At 68.4% G+C, this 23,357-nt stretch carries 23 protein-coding genes; 10 read left to right on the top strand and 13 right to left on the bottom strand.

Going from position 1 to position 23,357, the window contains the following annotated elements:
* Window positions 1-719 precede the first annotated feature (719 nt).
* The 9 genes from PUT80_RS44135 to PUT80_RS44095 form a co-directional block, all read right to left on the bottom strand.
* A complete protein-coding gene (locus tag PUT80_RS44135) occupies window positions 720-1,208 on the bottom strand; it encodes a hypothetical protein (protein WP_238607532.1) in 489 nt (162 codons plus the stop codon).
* 74 nt (window positions 1,209-1,282) lie between these two features.
* Window positions 1,283-2,080, bottom strand: coding sequence for an ABC transporter permease subunit (locus PUT80_RS44130; protein ID WP_275295697.1), 798 nt, complete (start codon window positions 2,078-2,080; stop codon window positions 1,283-1,285).
* Entirely contained in the window at window positions 2,058-2,921 is an 864-nt protein-coding gene (locus tag PUT80_RS44125) for a 2-aminoethylphosphonate ABC transporter permease subunit (RefSeq protein ID WP_275295696.1), read from the bottom strand. The genes PUT80_RS44130 and PUT80_RS44125 overlap by 23 nt, the downstream gene beginning before the upstream one ends.
* Window positions 2,918-3,985, bottom strand: a complete 1,068-nt coding sequence (locus PUT80_RS44120) for an ABC transporter ATP-binding protein (RefSeq protein WP_275295695.1) — start codon at window positions 3,983-3,985, stop codon at window positions 2,918-2,920. Before PUT80_RS44120 ends, PUT80_RS44125 begins: the two co-directional genes overlap by 4 nt.
* Entirely contained in the window at window positions 3,982-5,016 is a 1,035-nt protein-coding gene (locus PUT80_RS44115) for a 2-aminoethylphosphonate ABC transporter substrate-binding protein (RefSeq protein ID WP_275295694.1), read from the bottom strand. The genes PUT80_RS44120 and PUT80_RS44115 overlap by 4 nt, the downstream gene beginning before the upstream one ends.
* Window positions 5,013-5,699 (bottom strand): phosphonatase-like hydrolase, encoded by a 687-nt coding sequence (locus PUT80_RS44110; RefSeq protein ID WP_275295698.1) that lies wholly within the window; start codon window positions 5,697-5,699, stop codon window positions 5,013-5,015. The genes PUT80_RS44115 and PUT80_RS44110 overlap by 4 nt, the downstream gene beginning before the upstream one ends.
* Window positions 5,693-6,811 (bottom strand): TIGR03364 family FAD-dependent oxidoreductase, encoded by a 1,119-nt coding sequence (locus PUT80_RS44105; RefSeq protein WP_275295693.1) that lies wholly within the window; start codon window positions 6,809-6,811, stop codon window positions 5,693-5,695. The genes PUT80_RS44110 and PUT80_RS44105 overlap by 7 nt, the downstream gene beginning before the upstream one ends.
* Window positions 6,812-6,916: 105 nt before the next feature.
* Window positions 6,917-7,297, bottom strand: coding sequence for a DoxX family protein (locus PUT80_RS44100; RefSeq protein WP_275295692.1), 381 nt, complete (start codon window positions 7,295-7,297; stop codon window positions 6,917-6,919).
* Between the two features lie 55 nt (window positions 7,298-7,352).
* A complete protein-coding gene (locus PUT80_RS44095) occupies window positions 7,353-8,129 on the bottom strand; it encodes a GntR family transcriptional regulator (protein WP_043829271.1) in 777 nt (258 codons plus the stop codon).
* 75 nt (window positions 8,130-8,204) lie between these two features.
* Between PUT80_RS44095 and PUT80_RS44090 the strand changes: the two genes are divergently transcribed.
* Both PUT80_RS44090 and PUT80_RS44085 read left to right on the top strand, forming a co-directional pair.
* Window positions 8,205-9,422 carry an amino acid permease gene (locus tag PUT80_RS44090; protein ID WP_275295691.1) on the top strand — a complete coding sequence of 406 codons (1,218 nt, stop codon included), beginning with the start codon at window positions 8,205-8,207 and terminating at the stop codon, window positions 9,420-9,422.
* Between the two features lie 293 nt (window positions 9,423-9,715).
* On the top strand, window positions 9,716-10,525 hold the full coding sequence (locus PUT80_RS44085) for a serine protease (RefSeq protein WP_043829269.1): 810 nt from the start codon (window positions 9,716-9,718) through the stop codon (window positions 10,523-10,525).
* A 233-nt stretch (window positions 10,526-10,758) separates the two neighbouring features.
* Here the strand turns inward: PUT80_RS44085 and PUT80_RS44080 are convergent, their stop codons facing one another.
* Complete coding sequence (locus tag PUT80_RS44080; RefSeq protein WP_275295690.1) at window positions 10,759-11,220, bottom strand: MarR family transcriptional regulator; 462 nt, start codon at window positions 11,218-11,220, stop codon at window positions 10,759-10,761.
* Between the two features lie 61 nt (window positions 11,221-11,281).
* On the opposite strand from PUT80_RS44080, the gene PUT80_RS44075 reads away from it, so the two are divergent.
* The gene (locus tag PUT80_RS44075; RefSeq protein WP_275295689.1) at window positions 11,282-12,175 is read left to right on the top strand and encodes an alpha/beta hydrolase; all 894 of its coding nucleotides are present in this window, start codon (window positions 11,282-11,284) and stop codon (window positions 12,173-12,175) included.
* Window positions 12,176-12,281: 106 nt separating this feature from the next.
* Window positions 12,282-12,968 (top strand): Crp/Fnr family transcriptional regulator, encoded by a 687-nt coding sequence (locus tag PUT80_RS44070; protein WP_275295688.1) that lies wholly within the window; start codon window positions 12,282-12,284, stop codon window positions 12,966-12,968.
* A gap of 8 nt (window positions 12,969-12,976) precedes the next feature.
* Here PUT80_RS44070 and PUT80_RS44065 read toward each other — a convergent pair whose 3' ends face one another.
* Entirely contained in the window at window positions 12,977-13,507 is a 531-nt protein-coding gene (locus PUT80_RS44065; RefSeq protein WP_134731159.1) for a Pycsar system effector family protein, read from the bottom strand.
* A 179-nt stretch (window positions 13,508-13,686) separates the two neighbouring features.
* On the opposite strand from PUT80_RS44065, the gene PUT80_RS44060 reads away from it, so the two are divergent.
* The 5 genes from PUT80_RS44060 to PUT80_RS44040 all read left to right on the top strand — a co-directional run bounded on the left by PUT80_RS44060 (window position 13,687) and on the right by PUT80_RS44040 (window position 19,357).
* On the top strand, window positions 13,687-14,418 hold the full coding sequence (locus PUT80_RS44060; RefSeq protein ID WP_275295687.1) for a Crp/Fnr family transcriptional regulator: 732 nt from the start codon (window positions 13,687-13,689) through the stop codon (window positions 14,416-14,418).
* A 49-nt stretch (window positions 14,419-14,467) separates the two neighbouring features.
* Window positions 14,468-15,709, top strand: coding sequence for a hypothetical protein (locus tag PUT80_RS44055; protein ID WP_275295686.1), 1,242 nt, complete (start codon window positions 14,468-14,470; stop codon window positions 15,707-15,709).
* Between the two features lie 134 nt (window positions 15,710-15,843).
* Window positions 15,844-17,997 (top strand): hypothetical protein, encoded by a 2,154-nt coding sequence (locus tag PUT80_RS44050; RefSeq protein WP_275295685.1) that lies wholly within the window; start codon window positions 15,844-15,846, stop codon window positions 17,995-17,997.
* Window positions 17,994-18,992, top strand: a complete 999-nt coding sequence (locus tag PUT80_RS44045) for a hypothetical protein (RefSeq protein WP_275295684.1) — start codon at window positions 17,994-17,996, stop codon at window positions 18,990-18,992. Before PUT80_RS44050 ends, PUT80_RS44045 begins: the two co-directional genes overlap by 4 nt.
* Complete coding sequence (locus tag PUT80_RS44040) at window positions 18,989-19,357, top strand: hypothetical protein (RefSeq protein ID WP_275295683.1); 369 nt, start codon at window positions 18,989-18,991, stop codon at window positions 19,355-19,357. Before PUT80_RS44045 ends, PUT80_RS44040 begins: the two co-directional genes overlap by 4 nt.
* A 1-nt stretch (window position 19,358) precedes the next feature.
* Here the strand turns inward: PUT80_RS44040 and PUT80_RS44035 are convergent, their stop codons facing one another.
* Window positions 19,359-20,465 (bottom strand): nitronate monooxygenase family protein, encoded by a 1,107-nt coding sequence (locus tag PUT80_RS44035; protein WP_275295682.1) that lies wholly within the window; start codon window positions 20,463-20,465, stop codon window positions 19,359-19,361.
* 8 nt (window positions 20,466-20,473) lie between these two features.
* Window positions 20,474-22,069: an acyl-CoA synthetase gene (locus PUT80_RS44030; RefSeq protein WP_199817435.1), complete on the bottom strand. Its 1,596-nt coding sequence runs from the start codon at window positions 22,067-22,069 to the stop codon at window positions 20,474-20,476.
* A 65-nt stretch (window positions 22,070-22,134) separates the two neighbouring features.
* Here PUT80_RS44030 and PUT80_RS44025 point away from each other — a divergent pair, with 65 nt between their 5' ends.
* The gene (locus tag PUT80_RS44025; protein ID WP_134668185.1) at window positions 22,135-22,923 is read left to right on the top strand and encodes a crotonase/enoyl-CoA hydratase family protein; all 789 of its coding nucleotides are present in this window, start codon (window positions 22,135-22,137) and stop codon (window positions 22,921-22,923) included.
* The last annotated feature ends 434 nt before the right edge of the window (window positions 22,924-23,357 follow it).

Raw genomic sequence — 23,357 nt, 5'->3', positions numbered from 1 at the left:
AAAACCACGGCGCGGAGGTGCTTGTCAAGGCATCTTTCCCGCCTTGACAAGCACCTCCGCGCCGTAGTCACAATCAGGCTGAGGGGTGGTGGCCCCACTCAGGGCGCAATGTCGCCGCCAGGCGACGAGCCGCGACCCCCCGACGAAGCCGTCCGACCCGTCACCCCAACAACCTCACCGAGGCGGAGACTGCTTCAACACCACAGTCCTCTCCCCCAACGGCGCCCCCAACGGCACCGAAATCACCGGATGCCGCAAATCCATCGTGCACATCTGTCCGGTCTGCGCCTTGGTCTCACTCAAATCAACCACCACCCGCTGCGCAGACTGCTCCACAGCGGACCCGAGCGCATGCCCGCACCCGCCTTCCTCAGCCCGCACCACAAGCACCTTCCCCCCACTGTCCGAATAAACCTCCTTGGGAAACGTCTTAGGCAACGCAGCCCCGTCCACCTGCTTGTCCGGAACCCGCACCGCCCCCGCGGGCGGGTTGAACTGGGGCTTGCCCGGCGACGACGGCGGCGCCGAAGCACTGCCGCTCGGCGGCGCAGTCTCGGTCCCGGACGCTGGTGCGTTCGCCATGCTCGTCGGACTGCCGCACGCGGCTGCCATCGTGAGTACCAGTGCCGCGCCCGCCAGTCGTGTCGTTCCGATCAGCTTCGTCGAGTACCTCATGATCCCTGGACGGACCGACCGCCCCGCCGGGTTGCACCCGATCTTCACGGACCGGGTTTCAGCACCAATTCCCGTCCGCCCAGCGGCGCGGCGAGCCGCACCGGCAGCGAAATCTCCCGGATGTGCATGGGACACATCTGCCCGTGCGGCGCCTTGGTGAGCGTCACCAGCACGACAACCTGAGTCGCCGTCTGCTCCCCCGCCTTCGCGCTGAGCTTGTCGCATCCGCCTTCCTCGGCCTGGATCACCACGACCGAGCCGCCCTCGGCGAGCGTGACGTCGTGCGGATAGCCAGCCGGAAGGGCCGAAGCGTTGATCTGCCCGGCCGCAGGCGCGGTGTCCCCCGGCGGCACGCCCTGCGTCGGACGGCTCTTCGGCGGCGCTGAAACCGGCGGCGGAGACACCGACGGCGAAGAAGACGGCGGCGAGGAAACCGACGTCGAACTAGCTGGCGGCCCCGAGGAAACCGGCGCAGCCACGGTTCCGTTGCCCCCGCACGCCGCGACCGTCAGCAGCAGCGCGCTCGCTCCCACGATTTTCCCTGTAGTCCGCATGCAACGCGGACGGAATCGCGCCCCGGAAGGTTGCATCCGGGCGGGAAACTATTTCACCGGGCCGCAGCCTTCCCCCGCACCAGCCCCAGCAGCACCACCCCGGCCAGTGTCACCACCAGCAACAGCACCGTGCTCGCGGACGCGAGAAACACCTGTCCCCGGTCAGTGAGGGAGAAAATGGTCGCCGGGAGCGTCCGCCAGTCGGGCGGGTACAGCATCATCGTCGCGCCCAATTCGCCCATCGACATCGCCAGCGCCAAACCGGCCGAAGCCGACATCGCGGGCAGCAGCACCGGCAACCGCACGCGCACCAGCACCCGCAACGGACGCGCGCCGAGGCTCGCCGCGGCCTGCGCGAGCAGCGGATCAACGCGTTGCAGCGCGGCCGAAACCGTGCTGTACGCGAAGGGCAGCAGGATCATCAAGTGTCCGGCGAGGACGATCCAGCGCGTGCCGTTGAACGCCACCGGCGGACGGCTGAACGCCACCAGCAACGCGAGCCCCAGCACCACCGACGGCACCGCGATCGGGAGGTGGAACAGCGAATCCGCGATCCGGCGCAGCCGCGGCGGCGCGTGGTCGACGGCCAGCGCGGCCCAGGTGCCGAGCACCACCGAGACCAGTGACGTGATCACCCCGGTCTGCACGCTCACCGACAAGCTCGCGAACGTCTCGCCGGACAGCGCGTCGGCGTAATGCGCCCCGGTGAGTCCGCTGGGCAGCACACCGGTCCAACTACCGGCGAACGACGCCAGCACGATCATCACCAGCGGCGCGGCCACCACCCCGAGGAAAACCACGCCGAACACCAGCCACACCAGCAACCGGCTACGCCGCGTCCACAGCAGCACGACGGCCCCCTCCCCTGACGACTCGCCGGTAAACCGTGTAGAGCACCAGCGACAGCACCACGTTCACCACCGCGACCACGGACGCGGCCGGGAAGTCGAACGTGACGATTCCCTTGCCGTACACCAGCATCGGCAACGTCGAGACGCCCTTGGCGCCGAGGAACAGCACAATGCCGAATTCGTTCATCGTCAACAGCAGCACCAGACACGCACCGGACGCGAGCGACGGCACCGCTTCCGGCAGCACCACGCGCCACAGCACCCGGCCTGGCCGCGCGCCGAGGCTCGCCGCGACGTCCAGTTGGGCCGACGGAACCTGGCTGAACGCAGCAAGCGCGGGCCGCATCACGAACGGCGTGTAGAAGGTGATCTCGGCGAGCAGGACGCCCCACGGCGAGTACAGAAACCCGGCGGTGCCGAAGACTCCCGCGCCGCCGTAGAGGAAGGTGAAGGCCAGCGCGATCAGGAACGACGGGAACGCCAGCACCGTGTCCACGAGGCGGGCGAGCAGCGTCGCCCCGGGAAACGGGACGAACGCGACAACCAACGCGAGAAATCCGCCGAGCAACACGCAACCGACGGTGGAACCCAAGGCCAGCAACACCGTCTGCCACACCGCGCGGCCGAATTCCGGCGACGACAGCACTTGCGTCCACACCGAAAGCCCGAAACTGCCGTCCTGCGCGGTGAACGACTGCAGGATCACCAGCACCAGCGGATAGCCGAAGAACCCGGCGACCACGATCGCGGGCAGAAGCAGCCAGCCGATCCGGTACCGGCGGGGCCGCGTGCTGCGGCGAGCTGGGGCGACCGCGGCGGTGCCGAGGGCGAGGCCGGTCATCCGCCCACCCCCACCAACGGGCAACCGTCCGGAATGGACACCCCGACCCGGTCGCCGACCGCGGGCAGCACCGGACTGTCCGGCACCTCGGCGCGGATGTCGCACACCTCGTCGGTGAGCCGCAGGTCGAGCCGGTATCCGGAGCCGCGCCACTGCACGCCGCGCACCAGTGCGGGGAAGGTGCCCGGTCCGGGTTCGCCGACCGAAATCCGGTGCGGACGCACGCCGAGCGCCACCGGCCGCTCCGGTTGAAGCGTGCCGGACGGTTCGGCGGACAGCTCGCGTCCGGCCAGCCGGACCGTCGCGACGGTCCCGTCCGCGCGCACCAGTTCGACCGGGATCAAGTTCGCCGCGCCGAGGAAGCTCGCGGTGAACTCGGTCGCCGGACGGCGGTAAAGCTGTTCGCATGGACCGAGTTCGACCAGCCGGGAGTCGCGCAGCACCGCGATCCGGTCGGCGAGCGCGAGCGCTTCGCTCTGATCGTGGGTGACGTAGATCAGCGTCGTGTCCGGCAGTTCGGCCCGCAGCCGCAGCAGTTCCGCGACCATGTCCTCACGCAGCGCGGCGTCCAATGCGGACAGTGGCTCGTCGAGCAACAGCACGTTGGGCCGGATCGCGAGCGCCCGCGCCAGCGCGACCCGCTGCTGCTGCCCGCCGGACAGCTCACGGGGATACCGGCGCGCGTACTCGCTCATCCCGACCAGTTCCAGCACCTCGCCGACGCGCTTCGCGACGTCCGCCCGGCGCATCTTCCGCGCCTTCAGTCCAAACGCGACATTGTCGGCGACCCGCTGGTGCGGGAACAGCGCGTAGCTCTGCACCACCACGCCGAGACCGCGCCGATGCGGCGGCAGATCGGTGACGTCCTGGCCGTCGAGCAGCACCCGTCCGGCACTCGGCCGAAGGAACCCTGCCAGCGCCTTGAGCGCGGTCGACTTGCCGGATCCGGACGGTCCCAGCAGCGCGAGGGTTTCGCCGCGCGCTACCGAGAGATCCAGCGGGGCAAGCGCTTGCGTCGCTCCGAAGTGGACGGATACGCCGCGGAACTCTACTGCCGGAGTCACTGCCCGGTGGCCTTCCGGTACGCGGCGAGGTCGGCGTCGAGACGGCCGAGGACGGAGTTCCAGTCCGGGGTCCAAATGTCCACTCCGGACATCGCGGCGGTGATCTTCTCCGCCTTCGGGCCCTGCGGCTTGACGTCGGAGCGGGCCGGGATGCCGTACGCGTCGCTGGCCTTCGCCTGGGTTTCCGGGGAGAACAGGAAGTCGAGCAGCTTGCGCGCGTTGTCCGCGTGCGGCGCGTTGTTGACCAGACCGGCGAAGTACGGCAGCGCGAAGGTGGACCGCTTGCCCTGCCCGTCAGCCGGGAAGAACACCGAGAACCCGCCGCTCTTGTCGATCTCGGCGAGGTTCATCTGCAGGTCTCCGTTGGCGACCAGGATCTCGCCCTTCGCGACCTTCGGCTGCAGCTTGCCGGTGGACGACGACGGCCCGACATTGTTCGCCTGCAAGCGGCCGAGGTAATCGAGCGCGCCCTGGTCGCCGAACACATGCTGGGCCTGCAGCAGCACCGCGGTGCCGTCGCCCGCTTCGCCCGGCGTCGAGTACTGGAGCTTGCCCTTGTACTTCGGGTCGAGAAGGTCGTTCCAGGTCTTCGGGGTGGGGTTTGCCTGCTGCGGGTTGTAGATGAAGCTCAGGTAGTTGTTCATCATCGCGTAGTAGCGGCCCTGCGGGTCCTTCTGCGCGGTTGGAACCTGGTCGACGCCCTTCGGCGCGGACGCCGCGAGCAGGCCTTCCTTCGCCGCCTGCTGGACGAACGGCGGGAGCGTCACGAGTACGTCGGCCTGAGTGTTGGCCTTTTCCTTGCCCACGCGCGAAACGACCTCGGCGGAACCGGCGGTGACGGCCTGGACGGTGATCCCGGTCTGCTGCTTGAACTCGGCGAACCGGGCGTTGTACCAGTCCTCGAGCCCGTCCGCGGTGTACACGGTGACGGTCTGGTCGCCGGACGCGCCGCCCGCCGTGCCGCCGCACGCGGACAGCAGGCCGGCGAGGGCCGCGACGAGAGCGACGACGGTCGCTTTCCGGATTCTCATGACTGGGTGGCTCCTTCGAGTACGGCGGGGAGGGCGGAGACGGAGTCGAGAACGTGGGTCGCGCCTGCTGCTTCCAGGTCGGCGCGGTTGCTGGCGCCGGTGAGCACTCCGGCGGCGATTCCGGCGCCGGCGGCGAGACCGGTGCGGACATCGGTGGGGGTGTCGCCGACCACCGCGATGTTGCGGACGTCGGTGACCTGCAGTTTCAGCGCGACGGCGAGGATCAGGTCGGGATACGGCCGGCCGCGTACGCCGTCGCCGGGAGCGAGCGCGAGGTCGGCGAGGTCGTGCCAGCCGAGCGCATCCAGCAGCGCGCGCTGCGTCGTGGGCGCGAATCCGGTGGTCAACGCGACCCGCATGCCGTTCTCCCGCAGGCCGCGGATGGTTTCCTCGGCACCGGGGATCGGCTTGCACTCCCCGGCCGCGACCAGCCGTCCGTACGAGCCCTCGAATTCGGCGTTCGCGCGCTGGGCGAGATCTTCGTCGCCGAGCAGCGCGCGGAATACGGTGATCTTCGACTGTCCCATGGTTTCCCGGACGTAGTCGAGCATTCCGGCGTATCGATCGTCCTCTTCGGACACTCCGGCGGCGGCGATCGCCGCGGTAAAAGCGCGTTCGACGAGTCCGTCGTCCGCGACGGTGGTTCCGGCCATGTCGAGCACGACGAGTTCGGTGGTCACCAGTCCAGCTCCTTTGCGGTGTCTTCGGCGATTGCGGGCGAGCAGGTCATTCCCCGGCCGCCAGGACCGGTGACGAGGAAAGCGTTGCCGGACAACCGTTCCCGGTGCACCACCGCGGCCGAGTCGGTTGCCTGCGCGTAGACGCCTGCCCAACGGCGGCGGATTCGCGGCAGCGGACGGCCGAGCAGGGCGCCCGCCACTTCGGCGAGGTGTTCGTACGGGTCTTCGGTGACGTCGAAGGAGAACGGCTGCGCGTACTCGTGCGTGTCGCCGATGGTGAGCGAGCCGTCGCGACGCTGCACCATCAGCAGCTGCATCGCGTTCTGCGCGGCGATTTCGCCCTGCGGCTGGCCTTCGTTCATCGCGTCGAGCGCGGCGCCGCGGTAGGCCGGGTAGTACCGGAAGCTGTCGCCGTCCGCGACGCTGGTGGGCAACGGCTCGTCGAGCGGTTCGGTCTGCGCCATCTGCAACCGGACCCGCCGCACCGGGATCTCGCCCGCGATCTCGCGGACCAGCCCGCCGAGCCACGCGCCGGTGCAGAACACCACGACGTCGCCTTCGTGGCGCTCGCCGTGATCGTCCACGACGCCGTTTTCGGTCAGGTTCCGCACCTCGCGGCCCGGCAGCCACTGGTAACGCCCGCTCGCTTTGAGCGCTTCACGGAGCGCAGGCTGCGCGGTCCGCGGTTCGACCGCCGCGTCGCGCTCGCACCACAGCGCGCCGGAGAAGTTGCCGCGCAGAGCCGGGTTCAGCGCCCGGGTTTCCTTCGCGTCGAGCAGCTTGAAGCCGCGCTCCGCCGCCTCCGGCCCGGCGACGACCTCCTGCGCGACGGCCAGCTCGGCGTCGGTCCGGACGACCGTCAGCGAGCCGTTGGGCCGGAAGCCCAGCGCGGGCACGCGTTCGCCGATCCGCTCCCACAGTTCCCGGGCGCGCACCGCCGTCTCCAGCTCCGGACCGGCGGCCCGCCCGCCGACCCAGACCAGCCCGAAGTTGCGGACGGACGCTCCGCGCGCCTCCGGCTCGCGTTCGAGCTGAAGGACTTCGTGGCCGCGTTCCACGGCCTGCCAGGCGTGCTGGGTGCCGAGCACGCCGCCGCCAACGATGAGGATTCGCACGGCCGCAACAGTCGCCGCCCGCGCTCAACGGAGCCTGTCGGCACGGGGAACGCCAGGTGAAGCAGCCTCGAATATTGGACCGGATGAGTTACCGTTCCGTTATCTTCAGAGCCGGCCGACTGCGACGAACACGCAGACCGCCAGGATCACGACATTCGCCGCGACGTTGCGGTACTCCTTCGGGCGGTGTTCCGTGACCGCCAGCCGCGCGTGCCCCGCCATGGCCCCGATCATCACCACGGCCAGGCCGGCCGCCGCCCACCCGGTGAGCACCGGGGCGATCCCGGTCAGCCGGGGCAGGAGCAGACCGGCCGCCGCGAGGAGTTCGCAGATCGCGGTGAAGCGCACGACCGGCATCGGATAGGCCGCCACCCCGGTTTGCCCCGTTTCGAGCAGCCGCTCGCGCGACATCGCCGACTTCAGCACGCCGGACAAAGCGAAGAGCAAGGCGAGAGCCGCCTGCGCGGTCCACAATGCGATGTCCATGGTTGTCCCTCCGTTCGATGCGAAGGGAACGAACCGGCGGCGCGGACTGTGACAGCTACTCGACGCGGCTCAGTCGCGTGACGAAACTTAGCCGGTCCCCGCGGTAAAGCGACCGGACCCGCTCGAACGGCTCGCCGTCCGGGCCCCACGACACGCGGTGCATCAGCAGCATCGGCAGCGCCGGGTTCGTGCCGATGAGCAGCGCCTCGCGCGGCGTCGCGAGGACGGTCTCCACACGTTCCTCGGCCCCGTCGAAGACGACGCCCAGTTCGTCGCGCAGGTACGCGTACAGCGACTGCTCCGGGTCGAAATCCTCCGGCAGCGTCGGGAACCTGTCGGCGCGGAGGAAGGTCGATTCGAGGCCGACGCGTTCGTCGTCGGCCAGCAGGACGCGTTCCAGGTGGATCACCTCGGCGGCCGGTTCGATCCGCAGGTCGGCGGCCAGTCCGGTGCCCGCGGCGCGGCGTTCGAGCGTGATCACCGTGCGCCCGGGCCGGATTCCTTGGCGGCGCAGGCCTTCGGTGTAGCTGACGAGCGCGAGCGGCTGGACCAGCTTCGGCGCGGCGACATACGTGCCGCTCCCCTGCCGTCGCGACAGCCTGCCTTCGAGGACCAACTCGCCGACCGCCTGCCGGACCGTCGCGCGGGATACCTCGAACCGTTCGCACAGTTCGCGTTCCGTGGGCAGCGCGCTCCCCTCGCCCAGCTCGGCGATGACGGCCAGCAGCTCGACCTTCACCGCGTAGTAGCGCGGCACGCGGCCGTGATCCGGGATGCCGTCGCGGACCGGTCCGTCGGCGGACAGGCGGGACAGCGGCGAAGACGTGGGCATGAGACCCGAGCCTATGCCAGACGCGCGGCGCGTGGTTCGCTGTCTCGCGAACTGACCCCACGGAAGGACCCCGCAATGCCTTTGGCCCGCCGGTTAGGCCTCGCCGATGCCGTATTCATCGGACTCGGTTCGATGATCGGCGCAGGCGTTTTCGCCGCGTTCGCCCCGGCCGCGCGCGCCGCGGGCGCGGGATTGCTGCCCGCGCTCGCTGTGGCCGCGCTAGTCGCCTACTGCAACTCGACTTCTTCCGCCCGGCTTGCCGCGCTGTATCCGGAATCCGGTGGCACGTATGTGTACGGACGCGCTCGCCTGGGTGAATTTTGGGGATACTTAGCGGGTTGGGGCTTCGTCGCCGGGAAAACGGCGAGCTGCGCGGCCATGACGCTGACCGTCGTCGCTTACGCCGCGCCCGGGCTCGGGCAGCCCTGGCGGAGCATTCTCGCGGTCGGCGTGATCGGTTTGGTCACCGGCGTGAACTATCTCGGCGTGCACCGGTCCGCTTTGGCTACCCGGGTGATCGTGTGCATCACCCTTCTCGTGCTTGCCTTGGTCGCGGTTTTCGGATTTTCCGGCCCGCACGTTTCGCCGTGGACTCCGTTTCACGGCGGCGGAGTGCTCGAGGCCGCCGGATTGCTGTTCTTCGCATTCGCCGGTTACGCCCGGCTGGCCACACTGGGCGAGGAAGTCCGCGATCCCGCCCGCACGATTCCGCGGGCCATTCCGCTCGCTTTGGGACTGACGCTCGTGGTGTACGCCGTGGTGGCGGTGGTGCTGCTGGTGTCGTTGGGGCCGGACGGGATCGGCGCGAGTCCCGATCCGCTCGCTTCGGCCGTGCCGTCGCTGTCGCTCGTGGTTCGTGTCGGTGCCGTGGTGGCCGCGTTGGGATCGTTGCTGGCGCTGGTGCTGGGCGTTTCGCGGACGACGCTCGCGATGGCGCGGGACGGGCATCTGCCTCGGTTCTTGGCTGCGGTGCATCCTCGGTTTTCGGTGCCGCACCGGGCTGAATTGGCGGTGGGCGTGGTGGTCGCGGTACTGGCGACGACGACGGATTTGCGTGGTGCGATTGGGTTTTCTTCCTTCGCGGTGCTGGCTTATTACGCCGTGGCGAACGCTTCGGCGTTGACGCTGCGCCGGGACGAGGGAGCCGCGCCGAAGGTGGTCGCGGCCGGCGGGCTGGCGGGGTGCGCGGTGCTGGCGTTCAGTTTGCCGGTCGCTTCGGTGATCAGCGGGTGTTTGGTGCTGGGGCTGGGCGTCGTGGCGTACTTGGTGCGCCGCCGAGGGGTTGCGCGCTGAGTTTTGGCTTTCTCGCACGGGATTCCGGCCCGTACGCGGCAGGCGGTGCACGAAAGTCCCCCTCGCTCCGTCTCCGGCGGGTTACTCCGATTCTCACGCATCCCCAGGTCAAGGCTGCTTTTTCGCGTCGTCTGCGGCGGCGAAATCTGCCGGATCCGGTGAAGAATCCGAAAGATCCGAAGAAAGTTGGTTGTCCACTTACCGCCGCTCTGGTGTAGTCGATTCGTCACGCACGACACCTCCCCGCCCCCGGGAGCGGAAGCTCCACTGTGGACACCGGAAGGACAATCCCCTTGGCCGACAAGCGAAACTTCAGCATGCTCACGCGAGTACTGGCAGGCGCGGCAGCACTAGCGGCCGCCGCCGGACTGGCGACGCCCGCCGTCGCGTCGACGCCGCCGTCGCCGGGTGCGGAGCCTCAGGTCGTCGGCGGGACCCGCGCCGACCAAGGGGAATTCCCGTGGATGGTCCGGCTTTCGATGGGCTGCGGCGGCGCGCTGTACACCGACCAGATCGTGCTGACCGCCGCGCACTGCGTCGACCGCACCGGAGCGGACTCGTCGATCACCGCGACGCTCGGCGTGGTCGATCTGCAGAGCTCGAGCGCGAAGAAGGTGCGCTCGACCTACGTCTACCGCTCCCCGACGTACGACTCCACCGGCGGCGACTGGGCGTTGATCAAGCTGGCGAGCCCGGTGAGCGGAATCCCGACGCTGCCGATCGCGAAGAACGCCGACAACAACTCCGGCACCTTCACCATCGCCGGCTGGGGCGCGGCCCAGGAAGGCGGCGCGCAGCAGCGCTACCTGCTGAAGGCCGAGGTCCCCTTCGTGGACGACTCGACGTGCCAGTCCCAGGGCGGCGACTACGCCGACCTGAAGCCGGACGCGGAACTGTGCGCGGGCAAGCTGGACACCGGCGGAGTCGACACCTGCCAGGGCGACTCCGGCGGCCCGATGTTCCGCCGCGACGGAGCGGGCGAATGGATCCAGGTGGGCATCGTCAGCTGGGGCGACGGCTGCGCCAGGGCCCACGCACCCGGCGTGTACACCGAGGTGAGCACGTTCGCCTCCGACATCGCCGCGGCGGCCGGGAAGATCTGACCCCTGCGCCGACGAGCCGGGCGCGGGACTCCGCTGGGGTTCCGCGCCTGGCTTGCGCGGCGTTGTGCCGGGCAAGCCGCAGAAGCGGAGAGGCCTGGACTGCTGCTGGAAGGCGTGGCTCGCGAACCTCCGTCTGAGACAAAGGCTGCGACGCGACCCTGGCAACCCGCCCGGATTCGCCAAGTTCCGCGCCGCCGCGCCGGAATCAACCCCGCCACCAGAACCCGCGAAACCTAACCCGCCGGAAGCCCCGCTCCCCGCTCCTCCAGCACCCCCCGCAGCTCGGCGAGCACGGCGACGACATCCGCGACCCGGTCCTCCCCCACCACCGAGCCGATCAGCAGCTCGAGCTGGTCCTGGAACGTCTTCTCCATCGCCTCGGCCAGCTCGCGTCCGGCGGGGGTCAGCTCGAGGAGCGACGACCGGCGGTCCTCCGGGTTCGGCACCCGGCGCACCCATCCACGTGCTTCGAGCCGGTCGACGCTCTTGCTGGTCGCCCCGATCCCGACGGCGAAGTTCACCGCGAGGTCCGCGACCCGCGACCGCGGATGCCGTCCCAGGTACTGCAGGAATTCGAACTGCGACGCGCCGATGCCGTGCTCGGCCTTGAGGCCGTCCGTCAGCGCGTTGTAGATCCGGGTCTCGCAGCGCACGAGATGGTCGAAGAACTGCTCGTTTGCCGAAGTACCTGCCATGGCATATAGTCTAACATTAGATGCCTTGGCATATACTTCCACGGAATCCTGAGGGGACCCCATGAGCAGGGAACAGCGCCGCGCGGTGGACGAGAAGCTGCGGAACGCACCGGAGCGGCCCGAAGCGACTTCGATCGATCAGATGCGGGCCGGGTTCGCCGCGTTCATGAGCCAGTACCCCGTGCCGGCCGAACATCGCGAAACTCCGGTCACGCTCGCCGGGAGACCGGCCGTCCTCGTCGAACCTCCGGGCACGCCGCGGCCGGGCACGATCCTGTACTTCCACGGCGGATCGTTCGCGCTGGGTTCGCCGCACACCGCGATGGGGCTGACCGCGAACCTGGTCCTGCGCACCGGAATCCGCGCGCTGTCGCTGGATTACCAGCTCGCGCCCGAGCACCCGTTCCCGGCCGGGATCGAAGACTGCCTCGCCGCCTACCGCAGCCTCCTGGAAGACAACGACCCGTCCTCGATCGTCTTCGCCGGCGACTCCGCGGGCGGCGGCCTCTCCGTCACCACCACCCTCGCCGCACGCGACGCGGGGCTGCCGATGCCCGCCGGGATCGTCGCGTTCTCAGCGGGACTCGACCACACGCATTCCGGAGCGTCCATGGTGGACAAGGAAGCCGCCGACCCCTTCTTCACCAGGGAAAGCTTGCGCAAGACCGGCAAGCTGTACTTGGCAGGCGCGGACCCGGCCCAGCCGCTCCTCGCCCCGGCGGTCCACGCCGACTTGACCGGCTTCCCGCCGCTCCTGCTGCAGGTCGGCACGAACGAGGTCCTGCTGGACGACTCGGTCCGGCTGGCAGAACGCGCCCGCGAGGCGGACGTCGACGTGATCCTCGACATCACCGCCGACGTCCCGCACGTCTTCCAAACCTTCACCGACACCCTCGACGAAGCAGGGCAAGCCCTCGACCGGGCCGCCCTCTTCGTCAAGCAGCGCCTGCGGTAATCCGAAACATCGTCAAAACCTGCGCGCCGCTCAGTGTGAACATCCGACTTGGTTGGTCCCCTCTCGCGCCATAGGATCCGCTTGGGGTGAGGGGGGGGGTATCACGGTGAGCGAACCAGACGTCCGTTTCCCGAAGGGGAGCTTCCTGGCGGGACTGCCGCCCAGGACCCGGTCGGCATTCCTTGAACTCGGCACCGCGCGAGAATTCACGCCCGGAACCGTGCTCGTCCGGGAAGGCGATCCGACCACTCACGTCTGTCTCCTGCTCGACGGCTGTGTGAAGGTCACGGGGACGACACCCGAAGGCGAGCTGGCTCTCCTCGCGATCCGGGTCGGCGGGGACCTGGTCGGCGAACTCGCCGCGATGGACAGTCAGCCGAGGACTGCGACGGTGACCGCGGCAGGGCGAGTCCGGGCGCGGATCTTCTCCCAGGCGGAGTTCCGCCGGTTCCTCAGCCAGGTCCCCGAAGCCGCACTCGCCGTGACGACCAACGTGGGGGCGAAACTGCGCTGGGCCACCCGCCGCCGCATCGACTTCGGCAGCCGGGAGGTCCGGATCCGGCTGGCGCGAGTATTGATCGAGCTGTCGTTGTCATACGGGATCCCAGCAGGTGAAGATCTCGAACTCGGCGTATCGCTGACCCAACCTGAACTTGCGGCGCTCGTCGGCGCCGCCGAGCCGACCGTCCATCGCGCGCTGGCTCAGCTCCGCCGGGAAAACGTCGTCGAGACCGGGTACCGCCGGCTGCGTATTCGCGACCGGTCCCGGCTCGCCGCCCTCGCCGAAGGTTGATCGGCAAGTCACCCCAGCGCGGCGAGCAGCAGAAGGCCAGGACCGCTTGCCAGCAGGACGCAAATCCCGGCCAACGCACACCGAACGTGCCGGTGTTTGCGCATCGCCAACCTCGCCAGCAACAGAGCCAGGTCTCCTGCCTGAGTTCTTTGATCGCGGACGGAACGCGGTCTTGCCTCGACTGCGCCGACAGCCACGCTGGGAAACGCAAACTGATTGTCGGGAGCCGGGGAGCCCGTTCTCGGCCAGATGGCCTGGACAAGGTGTACCGCGGAAAAAACGTAAGCCGCCGCGAAGCACACCAAGACGGCTGTCACAACGAACCGAGATACCGCGGGCGGATGAGCGGTGCCGAGCAAGCCGAGCTGGGCAGTCGCCATCGCGGTGATCATCGCGAGCACGGACACCAGCGTCCGAGCCTTGTCGTCGGCGTGCTGCACCGCGCCCTGAAACGACGACACTGTCGTCAGCACGATGTCGAGTTCTGCTTCTGCCCGCCCGGACAAGCCCGCCGGGACCTTCCTCCGGGAATGTCTCATCGTTGCACTCCTCACGGTTTTCCCGATCATCCCGTTCGTCTGGAGCGGAGACCCCGTCGTGCGGCGGCTTTCCGGCCGAATCCCGTCTTGCGACGAGGTCCTGACCGGCTTACCGCGACGACCGTGGAGACGTTGACCGGCACCCGTCCGGGCGAGCGCCCGGCCGGTTCGGCGAAGGAGTGGCGCTGAACGATCAGTCTTGGCCCGCCGACAGCCTGCTCGGCCGGATGTCCACCCGGACCAGGGAGGGCATTCTCGAGCTCGGCACCACCGTGACTTATCGCGCCCGGCAGCAGATATTCCGGCAGGGCGAGGAAAGCCATCGCGTTCTGCTGCTGCTCGACGGACTGACGAAAATCGTCGTCCACACGGAACTCGGCAGGCCGGTCGTCCTGGCCCTGCGGGGCCGCGGGGACCTGCTCGGCGAACTGCTTGAGCGCCGGCATCCGACGAACGTGGTGGCCTGTACTCCCGTCCTCGCGAGATCGATCAGCGGCGCGCATCTGCAGGACTTCTTCCAGCGCAATCCGGACGGCTGGGCGGCCATGGCGGGCCGGCTGAACGCGCAATTGCACGCGTCCGACGCCCGCCGCGCGGAATTCATCGCGTACCCCGCGTCGGCTCGGGTCAGCCAAGCCCTCGCCGAAATCGCCGCTGCGCACGGAGTGCGCACTCCGGACGGGTGGGAGCTGCAGGCGGCGTTGACTCAGCCTGAAATCGCGTCGCTGGCCGGGGTCGCGCTCGCCACGTGCGAGAAAGCTCTGCGCAGACTGCGTCGATCCGGTCTGGTCCGACGGAGATCCCGACGGATCGTGGTCGGCGATCTGGCCCGGTTGACCCGATTCGGACTACTCGAACGCCAGAACCCGTCTCAATACGGGATCTGCGACCCCGATGTGCCGCACAGTTGAGAACTCAGAGTCATAGGACTGGCTCGCTGAGCGCGGTCAAGGAGGACAGTTGCCGGACAACAGGGAATTCTCGAGGGTGTTGTTCGTCGCCGTCGATGCATGGCAGTACGGCGGCCGCGACGGGCGTCAGCAGGCAGAGCTCCAGGAAGTTCTTGCCTCAGCGGTGAACTCGGCCGCGGAAGCCGCCGGCCTCGACCCGGCGGCATGGGAAAGGCAAGACAGCGGCGACGGCTTCCTGGCGCTCGTCCACGACAGCAAAGCCGAACTGGCCCTCGTCGACCCGTTCGTACGGGAGCTGGACGCCCGGCTCTCACGTTTCAACTCGTCTCGGCGGTCGGAAAACCGGCTCCGGCTCCGGCTGGCGATCCATCACGGCAGCGCGATGCCCGCGGCCTGCGGCTACGCCTCACAGGGTCCCGTCGTGGTGGGCCGCCTCCTCGACGCGGCTCCTGTTCGAGCCGCGCTGGAGGCCGTTCCCGACGCGAACCTGGTCCAAGTCGTCTCGGAGACCATCTACCGCGACTCAGTGAGGCAACTGTTCACCGACCTGTCTCCCGATGACTTCACCGAGGTCGTCGTCGACACACCGGACAAAGGATTTCGAGCCACGGCGTGGGTCCGGGTTCCTGGAGCCAGCGCCGATCAGCTGTCCAGATTGACCAGTCCTCAGGCACTCGCCGTCTGCGTTCGACGGCCCGACGCTCCCGCCGCTCTCGCGGATTCGATTCGCCGCGCGGCGCTCGCTTCTTTCGACGCCGCCGGGATCTCCGACGTCGAGAAGATCTCCGGCGGAGGCAACGACTTCATCGTCCCGCTTTCGGCACCAGCCACGGGAGGTATTGTGCTCGGGGTCTGGGTGGACCGCTTGACGCAAGCGCTCGCCGACGCCGGGAGCCCCGCGGTATCCGTCGGAATCGCACTCGACAACGACCTCGCCACCGCACGACAGTTGGCTTGCGGCGAAGCTGCTACCGCGATTCTCACCGGAGTCGCGGACACGCACGCAGTACTGGTCATGACCGGCGTGGTGCACCAGCGGTTCGTCGTCGGGTCGTCGGCTCGAATGGTGGCCCCGGAAAGCTTCCGCAAAGTCGGCACCGAGCCGGATTCATGGCTCCGAGTCCACGGCTACGCCGTCCCTCCTGAGCCGCGCGCGGACCGGCCGTCGCCCGTGCCCGCGTGGGTACCGGCCGCCACGCCGCACAGCGGGCCGGTCTCCAACATCGGTCAAGCCACCATTCACGGGGACCACATCACCGGGACGGTCTACCGGTACGGGCGGATGGGATGACTGACGACAACGCCGCGCCCCAGCCAGCGTCGGAACCAGCCACCCCGCCCGGCACCGACAAGCCGCCTTCCGCGGCGACGCCGAATACCGGCTCGGATGACGAGAAACACCTCTCGAATGAGAACGGGCGAGAGGTGAACGACGCTCTCTTCGCCGGAGAGAAATTTCTCGAGCCCGATAACACGCGGCGCGGACCGACCTCGACCATCCGCACCGCCACGATCGGCACCATGCATGTCGGCGACCGATACGACATCGTCGTCGGGCAGAAGGTGGCCCACACAGTCGGCGCTGTGCCGGAGGAGTTGCTCCGCTGGGTCAGGCAACGGTACGTCACCGTGGAGTCCTACCGGGACCTGCGCGAAACGCTTGAAACACGGCGCGTGCTGCTGCTGCGCGGCCAGCCGGGAACCGGCCGGGTCACCACCGCGCTGCACCTGCTCGACGAGCTCGTGCCGGGCCGCGTTTTCCGGTGGGAATGCGGCAAGACCGCGAAATCGCTGACCAACGGCAGCTTCGCGAAGGACGACGCCGGTTATCTGGTGGAGCTGCCCGCCAGGGTCAGCGGCGGACTGACCGAGACGATCCTCGACCAGCTCCGGAGCAAACTCGACGAATCCCGGTCCTACTGCGTGCTCGTCGCCGCCGGAGATCCGCGGCATGCCCGCTCGTTCGGGGGATACGCCGTCGGCTATCAGGCACCTGATTCTGCTGACCTCCTGCGGAATCACATCCGGCACGAGACAGTTTCAGACGATCCGGCCGACCTCGAGGAGAAGCTGCTTCGGCTGTGCCGGAAGGCCTGGGTGTCGGCCGCGCTCGGGCCGTGTCCGACCCCGTCCGAGTCGGTCTGGATGGCGAGGCTCCTCACCCAGCACGCACGGGGGATCATTCCCGAGGAGAAGGTGCGAGAGGGCGGCCGGCAAGCCGTGGACATCCAGGTCGCTGAATGGTTCGGCGACCTGGTCGGGCTCGGACCCGGCACGGAGCTCAAGGAAGCGCTGCGGCTCGCCGCCTTCCGGATCGCGCTGGCGGTGCTCAACGGGACGCCCTACTCATTGGTGGCCGAAGCCGCCGACCTGTTGAGCCTGCGCTTCGCTGCTGGCGGAGAGGATCCGAAGGACAAGCCGCAAGAGGATCTGTCGCTGTTCGCTGACGATCCGGCAAGCCGGCTGCCCGCGCTGCGTGCGAAGGTCGTCGAAGGCTGCGCGACCTTCCGGCACGAGCTGATTCCCATGGAAATGCTGGAGTTCGAGGATCCGCGCTACCCGAAGGCGATCCTCAACCATGTCTGGCAGCACCACCACCGGCTCCGGAACGCGCTCGGCCCCTGGCTGCAGGAACTCGGCAAAGACAGGCGGACGATGGTGTGGGTCCGCGCTGCCCAGGTCGTCGGTTATCTCGGCAGGCTCGATTTCGTCGACGTGTTCACGAAAATGATCGCGCCGGACTCCGAATCGGGCGAGGAGTTCGGCTGGAAGTCGGTCCGGCGCCGTTCGGCAGCCATCGCGTTGGATCAAGCCGCGCGCGACGAAAGCGTAGAACCCGCAGTCCTCGAACGGCTCCGGCACTGGCGCCGTCACGGGACTCTGGAGCAACGACAGACGACCGCGATAGCTTACGGCTACGCCCTGGGGCGCAAACGGATCGCCACCGCACTTGAGGAACTTCGGGTACTGGGCACTCCGTCGGAACGTGCCAAGCCGTTCGCCTCGGGCGGCGAACAGGAGATCGTCTGGACGGCAGGCTACAGCGTGGCCAAACTGTTCGCGTTCGGGATGGTCTCGGAAGTCCTGGACCATCTCCGGATATGGCTGGCCAGCAGTCGCAGCAGCCTCCGGCGGCTCGCGCTGATCAGCATCGAACATCTCGCCAACTTCTATGCCTACGAACTCGATCACCTGTCCGTGTCGCTCGGGGACGACCGCCCGGCCCTGCCGCCCGGCTCGGAACGGTGGCCGCTGCTTCCCGCGTTGTGCGCGGAGAACGCCGACCTCGCCCGGCGGGTTGCCGAACTGCTCGGAAAAGCCTTGAGGTCCCGCGAAAGCGACTTCCTGGCGAGGGTCTTGCTGGCCCGATGGGTTCGCTCGGCTGAACGCGACGCGACGCTGCTGGACGTGCTCGCCGAGTTCCTGGGCCGCCTGGTGGCCCGGGACGGCGACGCTCAGCGGCTGAAATATCTGATCAGACGGCTGCGCGACGACTGGGCAGATCCGCTCCGCCCGGACGTCGCGACGCGATTGAGCACGCAGATCGACGAACGCGAACGAACGAGGGTGGCGGCATGACCGAAAACCACGAGAACGACACATCGGCCGCTCCGGCCCCAGCCCCCGACTGGCTCGAAGCAGCCGCGGAGAACTACAACCCGGCGGTCCGCACTCTGCCCAGTTCCGCTTACGCGCCGATTATCGCGGCCGAGCGCGTCAGCCGCCTCGGTTTCGCCCGGAAGCGGGCGATCCACCGCCCCTGGGTCGCTCGGGTCTTCGTGAAAGGCGACGGCAGTCTCGACGCCTTCGCCTGGCCGGCCCAGCCGACGACCGGAGAACTGGTCTGGGGCGGATACCGAGCGGTGTACGACGTCGACATGTCGCTGCGCAACCTCACTTTGGACATCACTCTCCCCAGTTCCGGCGACGCGTTCGTCTTCCGCACCGAAGTGGATGTGCAGTGGCAGGTCGAGAAGCCGAAGACGGTCGTGGTCGAGGGAATCCGGGACATCCGCCGGCTGCTGGTCCCGCAACTGCTCGACGACCTCCGGCAAGCGAGCAGGGCATTGGCCGCCACCGATGTCGAAACCGCCGAGAAGGCGGTCAACGCGGCTTTCGACTCCAAGCGCTTCCTGGCCGGCTGCGGGATCCGGACCTCCGTCCACGCACGGCTCCGCATGGATGCGCAGACCGAACGCAACCTGCGGCTCGAAGCCGAGGTGCGCGCCTTCAAGAAACTCATCGAGAACGGGGACATCGACCAGTTCGCTTTGCAGTTGGCACAGAATCCGCGCAACGTCGAACCTGTCGTCCGGGCTCTGGTCTCGGAGCGCGACACCCACCGCAAGGACGTCCTGGATTTCATCAACGAACTCGTCAGATCGGACGCGATGGACCGCTGGCAGCTCGACGACGAGGTCCGGGTCGCGATGCACTGGATGCAGGCCACCGTCAGGAAGGTCCTGACCGGCACCGACGACGCTCGTGCGCTGCCGTTCGGCGCACAGCGGAGCGGCGAGGGCAGCCAGCAGACACCCCACTTGGCCTCGTCCGCCGAAGCGAGCGACACATGACGGGAGCGGCGTTCCTCCACGGACTCGTCACCGCGGCGCTTGTCATCGCCGTCGTCTGTCTCGCGGTCCGGTTCCTCCTCCCCGTTGTGTTGCACCTTCTGGTCGAACCTGTCCGCGACTGCGTTTCCCTAGCCGCTGCCCTGTTCCTGCTGCCGGAGTACTGGGTCAGCCGATCCCGCCGCCGCGAGGGCACCGTTCCCATTCCGTTTGCCTATGCCTACGGCGACGGGATCGCTCATCTGGCGGGCTTGGGAGACCGCAGCGTCGTGTTGCTGTTTCGCTCGCTGGCCAGAGCCGCAGCGAAAGCGCCACCGTTGGCCGTCGCGGGTGTCACCGCCGCCTGGGAGCTGTCCACATTGTTCTGATTCAGCGGAGCTTGTCCAGCCGGGAAACCGTCTCGTCGAACCCCTGCACCATATCCGCCATCACCTCGGCCACCGGGCGGACCCGGTTCATCCTGCCGACGATCTGGCCAACCGGCATCGACACCACCGACGGGTCCGCGGCGGCGTGGATCCGGTTGTGCGCGTGGGAAACCAGCAGGTTCTGCAACGGCATCGGCAGCGGTTCCGGCGCACCCGGCGCCGCCCAGGCCTCCGTCCAGCGGGTCTTCAGCAGGCGGGCCGGCTTGCCGGTGTAGATCCGCGTCCGGACGGTGTCCGCGGAGGTCGCCGCGACCAGTGCGTCCTGCATCGCCTCCGATTCGGGCATCGTCTGGAGGTACTCCTGCGTCGCGAGCCAGTACGAGCCCATCCACGCACCCGAAGCGCCCAGTGCCAGCGCGGCGGCGACCTGGCGGCCGGAGCCGATTCCTCCGGCTGCCAGGACCGGGGCGCGGTCGCCGACGGCGTCCACGATTTCCGGCACCAGCACCATGGTCGCGATCTCGCCGGTGTGGCCGCCTGCCTCGTGTCCTTGTGCGACAACGAGATCCACGCCGTTGTCGACGTGCCGAGCCGCGTGCGAGCCCTTGCCTGCCAGCGCTGCCACCGGAACACCCGCGTCGTGGGCGCGGGTGATCACGTCGACCGGGGGCGAACCCAGTGCGTTGGCGATCAGGCTGATCCGGTGGTTCAGCGCGACGTCCACATGGGACCGGGCGACCGAGTGCAGCCAGCCCAGCACCCCGGCGCGTTCGTCGGTGTCGTCGGGCAGCGGCGGGACCGCGAGGTCCTTCAGCACTTTATCGACAAATTCCCGATGTCCCGGCGGGATCAGCTCGTTCAGGTCGGTCTGGGTGCCTTCGGACGGGATCTTCGCCGGCATCACGATGTCGACGCCGTAAGGCTTTCCGTCGGTGTTCTCGTCCATCCAGGACAGCACCGCGTCGAGTTCGGCGGCGTCGTTGAACCGGACGCAGCCCAGCACGCCCATGCCGCCCGCGCGGCTGATCGCGGCCGCGACGTGTTCCGACGGGGTGAATCCGAAGATCGGCACCTCGATGCCGAACCGGTCGCACAACGATGTGCGCATGCGCCCTCCTAGGCGGGTTCGTGTTCGGCGGCGTACCGCTGGGCCCACGGATAATCCGGTTTTCCGCTCGGCGAACGGCCGATTTCCTCGGCCAGCCACACCGTTCGCGGCACCTTGTACCCGGCGACCTCGGTCCGCACGTGCGCTTCCAACGCGGCCAGATCCGGCCGCACGCCGGGACGCGGCTGGACGACGGCGGCGACGCGCTGGCCGAGCCGGTCGTCCGGGATGCCGATGACCAGCGCGTCGAAAACGTCCGGATGCGATTTCAGCGCGCCCTCGACTTCTTCGGGATACACCTTTTCGCCGCCGGTGTTCACGCACTGCGATCCCCGGCCCAGCAACGTGACCGTGCCGTCTTCCTCGTAGCGCGCGTAGTCGCCGGGCACGACGTAGCGGACGCCGTCGATCTCGGTGAAGATGGTGCGGCTTTTCTCCGGGTCGCCGTAATAGCCGAGCGGAACGTGCCCGCGACGGCCGATCAGCCCGATCGCGCCGGGTTTCGGTTCGACCAGGTTGCCGTCGTCGTCGAGCAGGATGGCGTCCTTGCCGAAGTTCACCCGCGGCCCGGCGGAATGGTCGGAATCCTTGCCCACCATGCCGATTCCGGTGAACCCGCTCTCCGACGAACCGATCGCGTCGGTGATCACGACGTTCGGCAGCATCTCGAGGAATTCCTGCTTCACCGAATGCGAGAACAGCGCCGCGTGACTCGACACCGCGACCAGCGACGACGCGTCGTACTCGCCGGAGCGGTACGCGTCCACGAGCGGCCGCGCCATCGCGTCGCCGACGATCGTCAGCACCTGCACCTTGTGTTCCTGCACCGCGCGCCACACGTCGTGCGCGTCGAACTGCGGGACGAAGACCACCGGACTGCCGGTGAACAGCGCACCGAACGCGGCCCACTGCGCGGCCCCGTGGATCAACGGCGCGGCGGGCAGGCGCACGAGCGAACCGGATTTGCCTTGTTCGCTGAGCGTCCATTCGTCCGGGACGTACTCGCCGGTGACGAAGTTGATGCCGCCGCCAAGCGCGCGCCAAATGTCCTCGTGCCGCCACAGCACGCCCTTGGGGTAACCGGTGGTGCCGCCGGTGTAGAGGATGTACAGATCGTCGGCGCTGCGCTCGCCGAAGTCGCGTTCGTCCGACTCGCCCTCGAGCGCCGACTCGTACTCGACGCCCGTCTCGTACGGCGTGTCCGACCCGTCCTCGACGACTACAACGTGTTTCAGTTTTGGCGTTTCCGGCAGCACCGCCGCCACCCGGTCGGAGTAGCGCCGCTCGTGCACCAGCGCCACCAGGTCGGCATTGGTGAACAGATAGCGGAGTTCTCCGTGGACGTAGCGGTAGTTCACGTTCACCGCGATCGCGCGCAGCTTGTACGCGGCGAACATGGCTTCCAGCGCCTCGATGGAGTTCCGGGAATAGACACCGATGTGGGAACCGGGTCCCACGCCGTGCGCGGACAGATGGTGCGCCAGCCGGTTCGCGCGTTTCTCCAGCTGCGCGAAGGTGACCTGGCGTCCGCCGCACACGACCGCGACGCGTTCCGGCACGGCGTCGACGGCGTGCTCGAGTAGATCCGCGATGTTGAGTGCCACGCACCCAAAGTAGAACATGTTATCGTTCTGGGCAATGACCCCGGCCAGCTGAGAAGGAGGCCCCGGTGGCCGAACCCCACGCACTCGTCAGCCTCGAAGGCCGCACGCTCGTGGTGACGATGAACCGCCCGGAAGCCCGCAACGCCCTCACCGGCGAAATGCTTTCGATCATGGTCGAGGCCTGGGACCGGGTAGACTCGGACGACCAGGTGCGCAGCTGCGTCCTCACCGGTGCCGGCGGCGCGTTCTGCGCTGGTGCGGACCTGAAATCCATGTCCCGCAACGCCCCCGACAAGTCCTTCTCGAACGGCTCCTTCGACCCGAGCCGCATCGAGGGCCTGCTGAAGGGCCGCCGCCTCACCAAACCGCTCATCGCCGCCGTCGAAGGCCCGGCCATCGCGGGCGGCACGGAAATCCTGCAGGGCACGGACATCCGGGTAGCCGCCGAGAGCGCGAAATTCGGCGTCTCCGAACCCCGCTGGGGCCTGTTCCCGATGGGCGGCTCAGCCGTGCGGCTGCCCAGGCAGATCCCGTACACCGTCGCCGCCGACCTCCTCCTCACCGGCAGGCACATCACCGCCGCGGAGGCACGCGACATAGGCCTGGTAGGCCACGTCGTCCCCGACGGTCAAGCGCTGGCTCGCGCGCTGGAACTCGCTGAACTGATCAACGACAACGGCCCCCTCGCGATACGCGCGATCCTCAAGACCATCCGCGACACCGAGGGCATGCACGAGGAAGAAGCCTTCAAACTGGACGCCAAGTACGGCATCGAAGTCTTCGCCTCCGCCGACGCGAAGGAAGGCCCGAGGGCCTTCACGGAAAAACGCAAGCCAGACTTCCAAGGCCGCTGACGAAGGTACGTGAGGGGAACCCTCATTGACTCTGATTCCCCCAGGGTTCCCCTCACTCGCCTCCCGCACCTCCCGCACGCCGTGAGGGACCCCTTCACGGACTCAGATTCCCTCAAGGAGCCCTTCACGGACCGCCGGCGCCCCGCCCGCCGGGCACCCGCGATGCGCCCCAATGCGGCATTGGGTGCGTCAGATGCACCGAACGCCACATTGGGTGCGCAGGATGCACCCAATGCCACATTGGGGCGCTAAACCGCAACCCGCGAAACCCACCGCAACCAACCACATAAGCCGCGCACCCACCGCAGCCGACGCACCCAACGAATCAAGGCACCCACACCCCCGCAACCCCGATACACAGCCAAAAACACGGCGCGGGGGTGCTTGTCAAGGCATCTTTCCCGCCTTGACAAGCACCCCCGCGCCGTAGTCAC

It is taken from the genome of Amycolatopsis sp. La24 (assembly GCF_029087445.1).
Taxonomy (GTDB): Bacteria; Actinomycetota; Actinomycetes; order Mycobacteriales; family Pseudonocardiaceae; genus Amycolatopsis; species Amycolatopsis nivea.
Note: the sequence above shows the minus strand (reverse complement) of the source record. Positions and strands in the feature narration are given on the sequence as shown.

Bases quoted from the DNA above. Each gene is read 5' to 3' on its own strand.
- PUT80_RS44125 (WP_275295696.1), bottom strand. From the start codon at position 2,921: ATGACCGGCCTCGCCCTCGGCACCGCCGCGGTCGCCCCAGCTCGCCGC.
- PUT80_RS44035 (WP_275295682.1), bottom strand. From the start codon at position 20,465: ATGCGCACATCGTTGTGCGACCGGTTCGGCATCGAGGTGCCGATCTTC.
- PUT80_RS44100 (WP_275295692.1), bottom strand. From the start codon at position 7,297: ATGGACATCGCATTGTGGACCGCGCAGGCGGCTCTCGCCTTGCTCTTC.
- PUT80_RS44040 (WP_275295683.1), top strand. From the start codon at position 18,989: ATGACGGGAGCGGCGTTCCTCCACGGACTCGTCACCGCGGCGCTTGTC.
- PUT80_RS44115 (WP_275295694.1), bottom strand. From the start codon at position 5,016: ATGAGAATCCGGAAAGCGACCGTCGTCGCTCTCGTCGCGGCCCTCGCC.
- PUT80_RS44075 (WP_275295689.1), top strand. From the start codon at position 11,282: ATGAGCAGGGAACAGCGCCGCGCGGTGGACGAGAAGCTGCGGAACGCA.
- PUT80_RS44095 (WP_043829271.1), bottom strand. From the start codon at position 8,129: ATGCCCACGTCTTCGCCGCTGTCCCGCCTGTCCGCCGACGGACCGGTC.
- PUT80_RS44045 (WP_275295684.1), top strand. From the start codon at position 17,994: ATGACCGAAAACCACGAGAACGACACATCGGCCGCTCCGGCCCCAGCC.
- PUT80_RS44065 (WP_134731159.1), bottom strand. From the start codon at position 13,507: ATGAGACATTCCCGGAGGAAGGTCCCGGCGGGCTTGTCCGGGCGGGCA.
- PUT80_RS44080 (WP_275295690.1), bottom strand. From the start codon at position 11,220: ATGGCAGGTACTTCGGCAAACGAGCAGTTCTTCGACCATCTCGTGCGC.
- PUT80_RS44090 (WP_275295691.1), top strand. From the start codon at position 8,205: ATGCCTTTGGCCCGCCGGTTAGGCCTCGCCGATGCCGTATTCATCGGA.